At 41.2% G+C, this 12,919-nt stretch carries 13 protein-coding genes and 1 pseudogene; 4 read left to right on the top strand and 10 right to left on the bottom strand.

The features are described from left to right. From DPC56_RS07875 to DPC56_RS07885, 3 genes are all read left to right on the top strand, one after another. On the top strand, positions 1 to 225 hold a 225-nt coding region (locus DPC56_RS07875; RefSeq protein WP_281267933.1), incomplete at its 5' end, for a TCP-1/cpn60 chaperonin family protein. A gap of 103 nt (positions 226 to 328) precedes the next feature. Continuing rightward, on the top strand, positions 329 to 2,233 hold the full coding sequence (gene acs, locus DPC56_RS07880) for an acetate--CoA ligase (protein WP_112094530.1): 1,905 nt from the start codon (positions 329 to 331) through the stop codon (positions 2,231 to 2,233). A gap of 13 nt (positions 2,234 to 2,246) precedes the next feature. Then, positions 2,247 to 2,840, top strand: coding sequence for an acetate uptake transporter (locus DPC56_RS07885; protein WP_112094531.1), 594 nt, complete (start codon positions 2,247 to 2,249; stop codon positions 2,838 to 2,840). A 20-nt stretch (positions 2,841 to 2,860) separates the two neighbouring features. Here the strand turns inward: DPC56_RS07885 and DPC56_RS07890 are convergent, their stop codons facing one another. From DPC56_RS07890 to DPC56_RS07935, 10 genes and pseudogenes are all read right to left on the bottom strand, one after another. Next, complete coding sequence (locus DPC56_RS07890; RefSeq protein ID WP_112094532.1) at positions 2,861 to 3,562, bottom strand: CDGSH iron-sulfur domain-containing protein; 702 nt, start codon at positions 3,560 to 3,562, stop codon at positions 2,861 to 2,863. Beyond that, complete coding sequence (locus DPC56_RS07895; protein WP_348638843.1) at positions 3,552 to 4,913, bottom strand: MFS transporter; 1,362 nt, start codon at positions 4,911 to 4,913, stop codon at positions 3,552 to 3,554. The genes DPC56_RS07890 and DPC56_RS07895 overlap by 11 nt, the downstream gene beginning before the upstream one ends. 143 nt (positions 4,914 to 5,056) lie before the next feature. Then, positions 5,057 to 6,559 carry a glutamate synthase-related protein gene (locus DPC56_RS07900; protein ID WP_112094533.1) on the bottom strand — a complete coding sequence of 501 codons (1,503 nt, stop codon included), beginning with the start codon at positions 6,557 to 6,559 and terminating at the stop codon, positions 5,057 to 5,059. Next, positions 6,559 to 7,626: a Coenzyme F420 hydrogenase/dehydrogenase, beta subunit C-terminal domain gene (locus DPC56_RS07905; RefSeq protein ID WP_112094534.1), complete on the bottom strand. Its 1,068-nt coding sequence runs from the start codon at positions 7,624 to 7,626 to the stop codon at positions 6,559 to 6,561. Before DPC56_RS07905 ends, DPC56_RS07900 begins: the two co-directional genes overlap by 1 nt. After that, positions 7,627 to 8,316, bottom strand: coding sequence for a GltB/FmdC/FwdC-like GXGXG domain-containing protein (locus tag DPC56_RS07910; protein WP_112094541.1), 690 nt, complete (start codon positions 8,314 to 8,316; stop codon positions 7,627 to 7,629). It abuts the gene before it with no gap. Positions 8,317 to 8,329: 13 nt separating this feature from the next. After that, entirely contained in the window at positions 8,330 to 9,247 is a 918-nt protein-coding gene (locus DPC56_RS07915) for a class II glutamine amidotransferase domain-containing protein (RefSeq protein WP_112094535.1), read from the bottom strand. After that, positions 9,235 to 9,814, bottom strand: a pseudogene (pdxT, locus tag DPC56_RS07920) (pyridoxal 5'-phosphate synthase glutaminase subunit PdxT). Before pdxT ends, DPC56_RS07915 begins: the two are co-directional and overlap by 13 nt. Positions 9,815 to 10,034: 220 nt before the next feature. Next, positions 10,035 to 11,018 (bottom strand): malate dehydrogenase, encoded by a 984-nt coding sequence (locus DPC56_RS07925; RefSeq protein ID WP_112094537.1) that lies wholly within the window; start codon positions 11,016 to 11,018, stop codon positions 10,035 to 10,037. 26 nt (positions 11,019 to 11,044) lie between these two features. Continuing rightward, a complete protein-coding gene (locus DPC56_RS07930) occupies positions 11,045 to 11,602 on the bottom strand; it encodes a HEAT repeat domain-containing protein (protein ID WP_112094538.1) in 558 nt (185 codons plus the stop codon). A gap of 13 nt (positions 11,603 to 11,615) precedes the next feature. Next, the gene (locus DPC56_RS07935) at positions 11,616 to 12,518 is read right to left on the bottom strand and encodes a tetratricopeptide repeat protein (protein ID WP_112094539.1); all 903 of its coding nucleotides are present in this window, start codon (positions 12,516 to 12,518) and stop codon (positions 11,616 to 11,618) included. An 82-nt stretch (positions 12,519 to 12,600) separates the two neighbouring features. On the opposite strand from DPC56_RS07935, the gene DPC56_RS07940 reads away from it, so the two are divergent. After that, positions 12,601 to 12,919: isocitrate/isopropylmalate family dehydrogenase (locus DPC56_RS07940; RefSeq protein ID WP_245923988.1), on the top strand; the 319-nt coding region annotated here is incomplete at its 3' end.

Consider the following 12,919-nt stretch of genomic DNA (forward strand, 5'->3'; position numbering starts at 1 on the left):
CCATACATGGGTTTAGACGTTTTCGAGGGCAAAGTAGTTGACATGAAAGAGGCAGGAGTACTAGAACCACACAGAGTTAAGAAGCAGGCCATACAGTCAGCAGCAGAAGCAGCAGAAATGATACTAAGAATCGATGACATGATAGCTGCAAAGGGCTTTGAAGTTCCAAAGAAGGAATCTGAAGAGGGTGGAATGGGAGGCATGGGTGGAATGCCACCCATGTAATATTATTTTTTTCAAAAAATCATATTTATCATGATTAATCAGTAAAATTTATATAGTGGTGTAACTTAAAAAACAATGAAAAAAACAAAATGGTGGCAAAAAAATGGCCGAGGATACCACTGTTCTCCTAGAAGAAAAAAGGGTCTTCAAACCCAACTACAAAATTGTGGAAGAAGCCCACATAAAAAACTGGGAGGCAGAGTTAGAAAAAGGAAAAAACATAGAAAAATACTGGGCAGAAAAAGCCAAAGAACTCGAATGGTTCCAAAAATGGGACAAAGTCCTCGACGACAGCAACAAACCATTCTACAAATGGTTCACCAATGGCAAAATAAACATGACCTACAACGCAGTAGACCGATGGATACACACCTCCAAAAGAAACCAAGTAGCAATACTCTACGTAAACGAAAGAGGAGACGAAGAAAAACTAACATACTACGAACTATACCGCCAAGTAAACAAAATGGCCAACGCACTCAAAAGCCTAGGAATAAAAAAAGGAGACGTAGTCGCACTCTACATGCCAATGTGCCCAGAAGCAATCATAACAATGCTAGCATGCGCAAAAATCGGAGCACCCCACACAGTAATCTACTCCGGTCTTAGCGTAGGAGCACTAGTAGAAAGAGTAAACGACGCAAAAGCCAAGATAATAGTCACAGCAGACGGAACATACAGACGAGGCAAAATCATCGAACTCAAAAAAATAGTTGACGAAGCAATCCTACGCTGTCCCACAGTCCAAACAACAGTCATACTAGAACACACAGGAATACCAATAGAACTATCAGATATCAGCGGGAAAGAAGTTCTCTTCGATAGCATAATCGAAGGAGAGGACGACAAATGCGAACCAGAGATAATGGACTCTGAAGACCCATTATTCATACTCTACACCTCAGGTACAACAGGCAAACCCAAGGGCGTAGTCCACACGACAGGAGGCTACATGGTAGGAGTATCAACCACAACAAAACTAGTATTCGACATACACGACGACGACATATTCTGGTGCACAGCCGACATAGGATGGATAACAGGCCACAGCTACATCGTATACGGGCCATTACTCGTAGGCACAACTACAGTAGTATACGAAGGAGCGCCAGACTATCCAGACCCAGGAGTATGGTGGAAAATAATAGAAGAACATGGCATAACAAAATTCTACACCGCACCCACAGCAATAAGACACCTAATGAGATTCGGTGACAAATACCCCAGACTCTACGACCTCTCCACCCTTAAAATACTAGGAAGCGTCGGAGAACCAATAAACCCAGAAGCATGGATATGGTACTACAAGAACATAGGCAGAGAAAAATGTCCAATAATGGACACATGGTGGCAGACCGAAACAGGAATGCACCTCATATCACCACTACCAGTAACACCACTAAAACCAGGATCCGTAACAAAACCACTCCCAGGAATAGAAGCAGAAATCGTTGACAAAAACGGAAAACCAGTACCACCCGGAAAAGGAGGCCACCTCGTAATCAAAACACCATGGCCTGCAATGCTAAGAACCCTCTACAAGGATGAGAAACGCTACATTGAAACCTACTGGGAAAACATACCAGGGGGCGTGTACACTACAGGTGACATGGCCCGCATGGATGAAGACGGGTACATATGGATACAAGGACGATCAGATGACGTGCTAAACATAGCAGGACACAGGATAGGGACTGCAGAAGTCGAATCAGCCTTCGTATCACATCCAGCAGTCGCTGAAGCAGCCGTAATAGGAAAATCAGACCCAGTTAAAGGGGAAGTTATCAAAGCCTTCCTCATACTCAAAAAAGGCTATAGTTTAAACACCGCCTTGATAGGGGATCTTAAAAAACATGTAAGACACGAACTAGGACCAGTAGCAGTTATTGGGGAAATGGTCCAAGTTGATAAACTCCCAAAAACCAGAAGCGGTAAAATAATGAGGAGGATACTCCGAGCCAAAGAAGAAGGATTAGAACTAGGAGACACCTCCACACTCGAAGAATAAAGGTGAAGTTGAAATGGGACAAGAAACCGTTACCATAGTTGATAAAACGGCAAATCCGGCCCCACTAGGACTGCTGGGTTTTGGCATGACTACTGTCTTGTTAAATGTACATAACGCTGGATTAATACCCCTAACGAGCATGATACTTGCCATGGGTTTTGCCTATGGTGGGATAGCCCAGATACTAGCATGTGCAATGGAATATAAGAAAGGTAACACCTTCGCAACCCTAGCATTCGGATCCTATGGACTATTCTGGTGGTCACTAGTATTCTTGTTAATGGTTCCGCAGATTACAATCCTTAAGACCACAGGTACACCAGTCCAGACTGCCGATCCAGCGTCGCTTGCAGCATACCTGTTCATGTGGGGGCTATTTACCCTGCTAATGTTTATAGCAACCCTAAGGTTAAGTAGGGGCTTGCAAGTGATATTCATAAGCCTCGCAGTACTGTTTTTCCTACTTACAATTGGTGAACTAACAGGATCCAAACTTATAACCATGATAGCGGGGTATGAGGGCATATTCACGGGTGCAAGTGCAATATACGTTGGTTTGGGTGAAGTTATAAACGAAGTTTATGGGAGGGACATCATACCAGTTTAATCCTCCCATTTTTTTATCTTTTAGAGGAGTCCCCATTTTTTCTTGAATGCTAATTTTTCTTCGCTGGTCATCCAATGGCTACCATCACAGAATGGTTTATTCTCTGATAATCCACAACGGCATAAAGTCACCCTATTTCGAACTTCATACTCGTACTCATCACTGGACTCTATGGGTATACCACCCCTAACCCATAATGGACCTTCACATTTTTTCTGTTTATCATATATTACAACAATGGATTTCTCAAACTTTTTTTCATAGGCTGTGCCAGTATCCTTAAACCATAATACAAGTCTACCTGAAGGGCAGATCTCAGCCTCCTCTATCGCTGTTTTAATACTCTCAGGGTCTCCTTTTTTTATCAGTTCTCTTATACCACCAGCGCGCATGCAAAAACGTGAATGGTCGCAAAGTTCTGGTAGATCTGTTAATCTGACCTTTTCACTTTCAAATGTAAGGGCACGTGAAATATACGGGTCTCTACTCGCGGTTTCGGCACCGTCAAAACCTATAATTGAATGAGTACCATCACAGTAGGGCTTATCATTGGATCCGCCACACCTACAGAGAATATAAGTCCCCTTAGGGGTATATTCACCCTTCTCTATAATGTCAATAGTATGTCCTTCTTCGTCAGTTACTATTTCACCATAATATAAGGGTATGTTCCCCATGACGAGGCATGGGCCGTCCTTTAATATTTTTATCCTAGGTTTCATTAGTTGCGCTCCTGCGCCGAGCCAAGGCGGCGAATATACCTATAAAACATAATATAGCAAAAACTGAAAAGGAAATATGGGTGCTTCGTAATAATAAATTGAAGTTTGAAGGTTCTATTTTCACCCTTCCGAGGATTAGAGCGAATATTAGGGTTACTATACCTATGCTGAAGCTTTGACCGATAAGTCTCATTGTACTTACTGTAGCAGATGCGATACCGAAGTATTTCTTTTCCACTGAACTCATAATAGCATTAGTGTTGGGCGAAGAGAACAAACCAAATCCTATCCCAAGGATCGCGAGTGAAATAAGTATCATCCAGAGTGGTGTGAGGGCGTTGATGAAAGTTAAGCTGAAAAGTGCAATTGATATTATAGCCATGCCCAAGGCTGCGAGCTTTTGGGGGTTGAATTTGTCTGAGGCTCTTCCAGCCACTGGAGCCACGAGGGCCATTAAAACTGGTTGAATTACCAATATTAGACCGGCTATATTCGGAGTTAAACCCTTTATGTATTGTAGATAATAACTTAAAAGTAGTGAAACACCAAAGGTTGCACTATAATTGATGAGGGCTGCTAAACTTGAAAAGGTGAAGGTGAAATTCTTAAATAATCTCAGGTTAAACACGGGACTTGGATTATTCAATTCTATCCAGAAAAATAGTGAAGCTATCAAAATACTTCCTATGAGCAATATATATGCTGTCTTATCAGGTAGTATGGAGAATCCATATATTAATAGGAAGAGGAATGTGCTATAGGATATCGAACCTCCAAGGTCAAATGTTTCCCCTTTTGCATCAGCCCAATCTTCACGGACCCTTGACATTATAAACACTACAAGTAGCGTTATAGGGATTGTTACAAGGAATAGACTCCTCCATCCAATATAATGTGTCAAGGCGCCTCCAAGCACTGGTCCAAGGGATAAGCCAACATATACTGCTGCCGTGTTTATACCGATAACTTTACCTCTTTCCATTGGCGGATAAACCCTTGTAAGGATTGCTAAACCTGTTACGAACATCATCGCAGAGCCCACACCCTGCAATAGTCTGAATATTATGAGTAATATAGCATTTGGGGCTAATGCGGAAAGTAGAGATGCTATGAAGAATATGATATTTCCATAGATGAATATTTTTTTCATGCCCTTGATTTCAGACAATCTTCCAAAGGGGACTGCGAACATTGCAGCTGCCAAAAGATAAGCTGTAGGGATCCAAGTCTGTAATATAGCATCTATCTGGAATTCCCTGCCAATAACTGGCAATGCCACGTTAATCGAAGAACCCATAAATGGTGTTAGGAATGATGAAAGTGTTGCGGCTAATAAGACATAAAGTTTCAAGGACTTTCCCATAACTTCACACTCCTCATATAAAAAGATTAATGTTTTGATTAATAAACCAACTTCCAATAATCTCCTCTTGGATAATAAAAGATTACTGTCTATTTAAATATATGTTATGCAAAAGAAAAAAATGATAAAATTTATAAAGAGGGGAGTGGTGCTTCCATCCCAGCCATTTTAACACCGGTAAGTGCTGCAGTTTCAAGGTTAAGCGCTCTAAGATCATCCTTTTCAAGTTTTCTGACATCAGTGTTACCTGCCTGTTGTGTTAACATGCAAAGTTCTTCCGTCATGGCTTCAATGTATCTTGCAACCCGTTTACCCCCCTCAACATAATCTAATCTTTTTCTAAGTAACGGATCCTGGGTTGCAATACCCTTGCGACAAGTTCCAGCATAGCACATTTGACAAACCCTACATCCAATAGCTACAAGAGCTGCTGTCCCAATATATACCGCGTCCGCTCCCAATGCTATGGCCTTCGCAACATCAGCCCCGCTCCTTATCCCACCAGCCGCTACAAGGCTCACTTCCTCGCGAAGGTTAACCTCCCTAAGGGCTTCATCAGCTTCTACTATCGCCGCTATAGTGGGTATCCCAGCATGTTCTGTCACAACATCGGGTCCGGCGCCCGTACCCCCTTGCATGCCATCAACCACAACTATATCAGCCCCTGCCTTGGCAGCTATCTTAACATCGTCTCTTACTCGTCCAGAAGTGAACTTGACCATTATCGGCACTCTCCAATCGGTTATTTCCCTAAGTTGTGATATTTTCATGCTAAGATCTTCTGGGCCGACTATATCCATGTGCCTTGCAGGGCTTAGGGCATCCGTACCTTCTGGTATCATCCTTATCCTGGATACTTCCCCTGTAACCTTCTCTCCTAGTAGGTGCCCACCCATACCAGCCTTCGCCCCTTGGCCTATTTTGATCTCGATAGCCTCTGAATTGTTAAGGTAAGCTGCTGATACTCCAAATCTGCCAGATGCATATTGTGCAATAAGTTTTGATGCATATTTTCTCTCTTCTGGTAGCATGCCACCTTCACCTGTGTTTGTGGCCGTGCCTGCGAGTGTGGCTCCCATGGCCAATGCTATTTTGGCTTCTTTGCTAATGGCCCCGAATGACATTGCAGCTATCATTATTGGGGTGTCAAGTTCTAGGGGGTTTTCTGCGTACCTATCCCCTAATATGACCTTTGTGTTGCATGGTTCCCTGTATTTGTCTATTGGTGGTCTTGAAACTTGCGCAGGTACTAGGACGAGATCATCAAATGTTGGTATTCTGCGGAGTGCACCACATCCTCTAACCTTGTAGGTGCCCTCTTCTGATTTTCTTTGTATTTCAGTAAGGTCTGCTAATGACCATACGTTTCTCCTATCCTCTGCAACCGCATTTACCTCTATGGCATTATTAGGGCACATTTCCTCGCATATTCTGCATCCTACGCAATTTTCGTGTCTTATTGGGTGTGGTTCCCCTTTTATTATCTCATAGACTTCATGTGGACAGTTGTTATAGCATGAGAAGCAGCCTTTGCATTGTTCTTCGTCCCTGTTATCGCAGAGGTACCAGCAACAACCTGGTCTGTCGAAGTTCCTTTTACATATTTCAGCTTTTCTTTCAACTTTGAATGGCATCATGATCCTCCCATTGCTTTGAATATTGGACAGGCTGAATATTTAGTGCCAGCCGCCTTCACAACATCTTCAATGTGTCTTGTAAGTTTTGGGATGGGTTTCCATGGGTTCTGGGTGTCCTTGTCAACTACTAGAACCTTATCAACTATCCCCTCTGATAATGCATAGGATAATAGTGCGGTTACAACTCCACCGTCTTGTCCCTTGAACATTGGGGCCTTGGCTGACAGTATCTTGATATAATTTCCGAGTGGTTTTTTTGCGGTTTCATGGCTTATGAGGTTGTCTGGTACATAGGTTCTTGGGCAGGCTATGTAGCATGCGTTACAGGCTGGTGGACATTCTCCTCTTATTTCCGGTTTTCTGTCTTCTATTTTTATGATTTCCTCTGGACATGAGAGTAGGCATGCTCCACATAATACACAGGCCCCTATATCTATAACATCTCCTTTAAGGTCTCTGAATTGATAATCAGTTACTTCTTCGAGGTATTGTGTCTCGGGCATCACTCTCCAGTACATTACTTGTCTTGCAACTTTTTCTCTTTCTTTGATTTCAATTAGGTTTTTTTCTTTTTTCTTTGCGGCTAAACTTTGGAGTAATTCAAGTCCATGGTCGTCTATTGGCCTAGTTTTGATGTATTTATTCTTTTCAGCTGCTTTGATGAGCTCCAGTCCTTTTTTTGTTCTTATGATTATGGTTGACCATCCTCTGGGTGAGCCTACTGAACCTATTGATATGTCGGCTTGTTCTGCTGTATAATCCATACAGATTTGGCAGCTTTTGCGCATGGCCTCTTTTAATTCTTTTAGGGGTACTGATATTATATCTCCATTGTTTAAGTGGAATTTAGCGGATCCGCCTTCTATTCTGCATTGTATTATCTCTTTTAGACTTATTCCTTTCCCTTTTAGGAGTTTTTTAAGGTATTTGTAGGAGAAGTTTTCCATGCAGAATAATCCTATTTTTAATGTGACTGGGAATTCTTTTATGAAGGATTCGTAGTCTTTCATGAGGGTTGCTGCTGTTATTTGACAGGGGGTGCCGACCATGCCAATTTTATCCATTTATCCTTCCTCCACTTCTTTACCATAAAATGGCCTTCTACTCCTCGGTACTATCTTCTTAAACTTGTCATATTCGGCCTTTTCTAATTTAAAGCCACTTTTTTCTAATATTTTCTCTAATTCTCCTTTTTCTTTCTCTGTTATCTTTTTTATCTTGGCGTTTTTGCCTAGGCTTTCTGCTTCTCCCCTCAAATAAATTTTTCCGCGTATAATTGATTCACCAGCATCTTTTCCAAGGCTTCCTAGGACTATTATCTGTCCCCCCATCATGTAGAGTCCTGTCATGAAACCTGAGTTTCCCCCGATGATTATGGTCCCATTTTTCATTATTTCCCCCGTCCTTGAACCGGCATCTTCTTTTACGATTACTGTGCCACCATATATGCCCTGGCCTACACCGTCACCTGCAGATCCATGGATCGTAATTTTGCCACGGGTCATGTTATCTGCTGGGAACCATCCGGCGTTCCCTTTTATTTCTATCCTGGGGCCGTGTATCATTGTACCGGCGAAGTATCCTGCTGATCCATCTATGATCACTTCAACGTCTCCTGTTAAGCCTGCTGCAAGGTAGTGCATTGCATTTGGGTTTTCTATGATTATCCTGTCATATTCTTTGGCTAATTTTTTGAGTTTGCTGTTAACTTCTCTTGGTGTTTTCCCTTCTGCGTCGATTTTTGCTTCTTTCATCATATGGCCTCCTTTATATTTCGTAGACTCTTACTTCGCCGGGTGCTATCTGTTCAATGTGTCTTGTATCTACTACTTCTCCTAGGGCCATTTCTTCGGAGGCTATAGCGAATATTTCATCATCTTCTGCCATTACTCCTGGTCGCAGGCCTAGTTGGTCTTTTGCTATTCCTATGCCATCTGGTGTTCCGACGATGTATGAAAATGGGCCGTCCATGTCCTTTACTGATTGTTCTAGGGCTTCTTCGAGTGTGTAATCGTTTGAGAGTTTGTCTGCTATGTAGTGTACTATGCATTCTGTGTCGTTTGTTGTTTCGAATATGTGGCCTTTTCTCTCTAAGGGGTCTCTTATTTTCCAGTAGTTTGTTATTTGGCCGTTATGAACTACGGTTATGTCTGGGATTATGTAGCTTTGGAATGGGTGTGCGTGGTATCTGTCTACTATGCTTTCTGTTGAGAATCTTGTGTGTCCTATGGCGTGTGTGCCTTTTTTGGACCATGTGTCATAGCGGTTGGCTATTTCAAGGACTGATCCAACATCTTTTATCATTTCGAATGAGTGACTCCCGTTTAGTACTGTGACGTCTTCTATTTTGTCTATTTCTATTATTAGGGGTTTTAGTTGTGAGAATGAGTCGAGGCTTATCTTGCAACGGTATATTATGTAGTTTTCTACGGATTGTATCTTTTCTTCTGATTTTATCCTTGTTGTGGTTTCTATTGTCTCTTTGACCTTTTTTAGTAGGCCTTTTTTTTCTTTGATTTCTATGTTAAGTAGGTATTCGTCGTCGGCTAGGTTTAGTCCTCCATAGATTGAGAATCCTGCTGAGTCTGGGCCTCTGTGTTGTAGGGCGTGGAGCATTTTTGTCATGTCTCTTCCTGCTTGGTGGGGTTTACCATCTTTGTATACTATCCCGGCTATTCCGCACAATTATAGTACCTCCTTTATGAAGTGTTCGTGGAGTAGGGTGTCGTTGCCTAGTTCTGGATGGAATGCCAGTGCGATGTTTTTTCCTTGTTTTACTGCTATAATTTTGTCGTTGAGTTTTGAGAGGATTTTTACTTTGGGTCCGGTTCTGGTGACTGCTGGCGCTCTTATGAATATGCCATTGAATTCTTTGCCTAGTATTTTTATTTTTTCTTCGAATGATTCTCTTTGTCTTCCGAATGCGTTTCTTTGAACTTTCATGTCTATTATACCTAGTAGGGGTTGTTTGTGGTCTGTTTCTTTTGCTAGGAGTATCATCCCGGCGCAGGTGCCCATTATTGGTATTTTTTCTTTTTTTATGGTTTCTATTATGTTCTCTTTTTCCATGAGTTTGCCTATGACTGTGCTTTCACCACCTGAGATTATCAGAGCATCGCATGATCTTATTTCATCTTTTTTTTTCACTTTTATGGCCTCTGCTTCTATTTTCAATTTTTTTATGGCCTTTTTTGTCATTTTGAAGTGTTCTGAGACGTCTCCTTGGAGGTTTAGTATTCCTATCTTTATCATGGGCAACTCCTTACGAACTTTTTTTGTATATTAAGTTGGTTTCCCAATATAATACTACCGGAAAATGGTTACCGGCACATTTTTTTGGGACCCTCACACAAAAAAACTATACTATACAATGTTCAAAAAACTACCCGTAAATACACTTATAATTGAACAATTATATAAAGGTTTCCATTGGGTGACTAACCCCCACCATAAAAAAAAAGAAGATGAAGTATCAAGGTTCCTTTAACCCTTCCTCTTCAAGCAAGCGCATAACTTCCAAAGTTGAACCTTTCACAAACTCAGCCGCTTCAATAAAAGCCTCCCTTTCACTATCATCCATAAGAAATGGTACAATACCCTCAATACCATCCTTTCCAAGTTTAACAGGGACGCCGAGACAAACATCCTTTATATTTGCTATCTCACCATCAATCAAAGTCGAAACAGTCAATATCCTCTTCTCGTCATTCAAAATAGTCTTAACGATATTAGAAATGGCAAAAGCCGGACCATACTCAGTCGCACCCTTCCTACTAATAATATTACTACCCGCATTTATCACCTTCTTAATAGTACCATTCAAATCAAAAGGCTTATAATTAGAAAAATAATCCCTCTTAGAATAATATTCAAGTGGTATGCCACCAATAGATGTTGAACTTATAAGAGGCACCATATAAGGACCATGCTGTCCTATAACCCTCGTGTGAACCTCACTAACATGCACATTAAAATGCCTCGCCATATAATTCTTAAGCCTAAGGGAATCAAGGTGATTCCCAAGACCAAAAACCTTACTACGATGAAAACCAGAATACTTGAGGGCAACATAAGTCATAACATCAACAGGATTTGTTACAACAAGTATCATAGAATCCGGTGCAAATTTTCCTATTTCAGATGCATATCTAGCCACTATACGACCATTCACATGGGCTAAATCATCCCTTTCCATGTTAGGTTTTCTTGGAATTCCTGCAGTTATGATAATAATCTTGGAATCATCCACATCCTTAATATCTGATGAAGTCTCCAACTCAACAGAAACGCCCTTAGCCGCCAATGCATCACTAATATCTAATAACTCACCCTTACTGCGCTCAAAACTTTCCTTTCTTGAAATCATTTGTAAAACGCTTACAGTTTCCTCTTCAGCGAGACATAATGCAGTTGATTTTCCCACCCTACCAGTTGAGCCTATAATACTCACTTTCATAAATTATCAACCCCCATTTTATCATATTATTTTTTCTCTATATAATCTGAGGCGATTCTCCTCGCGAAACCAGAACCTTCACTTTTTAATCTTTTCATAGCAGCCTCTACCTTCTCACCCCCTATGTTTTGGAGGGCCCATGCAGCCCCACTCCTAACAAAACCGCTTTTATCATCTAAAAGTTCTATTAGGGAATCCACCGCTCTTTCATCCTTTAAATTGCCTATGGCCCAAGCAGCAGCGCCTCTAACCTTCCAATCATCATCCTTTAATGCCTTGAGTAATGGTTTAAACGCCTTTTCACCCATCTTGGATAGAGCTGTTGAAGCTTCCCGCCGAACCCATTTATTATCGTCGCTCAAGGCTTTTATAAGGGGTTTTATGGCTCTTGGATTTTTCATGTTACCAAGGACCCTGGCAGCGCCTCTTCTCACAAGCTTGTTTGGATGTGAAAGCGCGTCTATAAGGGGATCCACTGCAGCTTCACCAATCTCCTCCAATAATTCCATAACTTGGGTTCTCACAAGTTCGTCTTCATCCTCTAACTTCTTTATAATCCTTTCAATATTCTCTCTCTTCTCCATTAAACTCACCACATTAGAGGGTTTCAAGGGTCTCTATAATATCATAGGCTATCCTCCGAGCCTTATTTGATGTCTCACCAAGGATGGTCATAGCCTCATTAAATATCTTATAAATGTTGGCATCCCTATCTAAAATGAAAGAAGTTATCCCTACTAGTAGGAGTGAAATACCCTCTCCCATTTTGTCTTTACTATTGAAAATATTATAAGCTTCCTTGGAATGTTCCAAGGCTTGCTCATATTCTCCTTTTCTGAAGAGGATTTCGCCTAGGATAAGATGTAGGACCCCCTCACTCTCCCAGTCACCGATTAATTTCGATGATTTCGATGCGTTTTCTAAATATTCAATGCTAAGATCCTTATAAGAACTATATTTATCAACCAAGCCTATAATCTCTAGGATTAAGTGGTCAATTTTTTTAATAACAGCTTCCTTTGAAACTTTGGCTGGTTTCTCTCCTTGAATAGGTACTTCTTGGATTTTGGTCGTTTCTTTTTTGTCTTCGGTTTCAGACGGTTCTTGGATAGCTTCTTTTATCATTTTAGCTTCTTTCATTTTCTCTAGTAGATCCTCTTCAAATGAAGATTTAACCTTTTTATAACATTCAAGTGCATTTTCGTATTCCTCGAATGCGGGTTCAGTATTCCTCTCAGACAGGTAGCAGTCCCCAATAAGCTCATGAGCATACCCTTCACCTTCAACATCCCCAGCCTTCTTATAATTTTCTAGAGCATCCATGAACTTTTCACGAGCCTTTTCCATCTCGCCCTCCTCTAAATAGATAATCCCCATCTCAATAAGGACCTCGGCCTCATACTCATGGCACTCGTCGAGCTCCTTTTTATAATTTTCCAGATTATTCTTCCTCCCCCTCCTAAATGAGTCTAATAATCCTAATACGACTAAGATTATCATTATTACCCCCTTTCAAAATTACTTGATAATGATTTATATTCTTCATCTATCTTAAAATCTATTATTAGCTATGGTGAAAACAATGAAGAAAATAGTTGTCATACCAGGAGATGGGATAGGAAAAGAGGTAATGAAAGCAGCCTTAACGGTACTAGATGCATTGGACCTAGATTTTGAATATGAGTTTGCAGAGGCGGGCCATGAATGCTTCCAAAAACATGGAGATACAATACCAGAAGAGACAATAAAACTTGTAAAAAGAGCTGACGCAACACTATTTGGAGCGGTTACAACAGTACCCGGGGAAAAAAGTGCCATAATAACACTCAGGCGTGAGTTGGATTTGTTTGTTAATTTGAGGCCTGTTAGGTCTTTGCCTGGTGTTGGTGGTTTGTATGGTG

Origin of the sequence: Methanothermobacter tenebrarum (assembly GCF_003264935.1) — an archaeon.
In the GTDB taxonomy this organism is placed as follows: Archaea; Methanobacteriota; Methanobacteria; order Methanobacteriales; family DSM-23052; genus Methanothermobacter_A; species Methanothermobacter_A tenebrarum_A.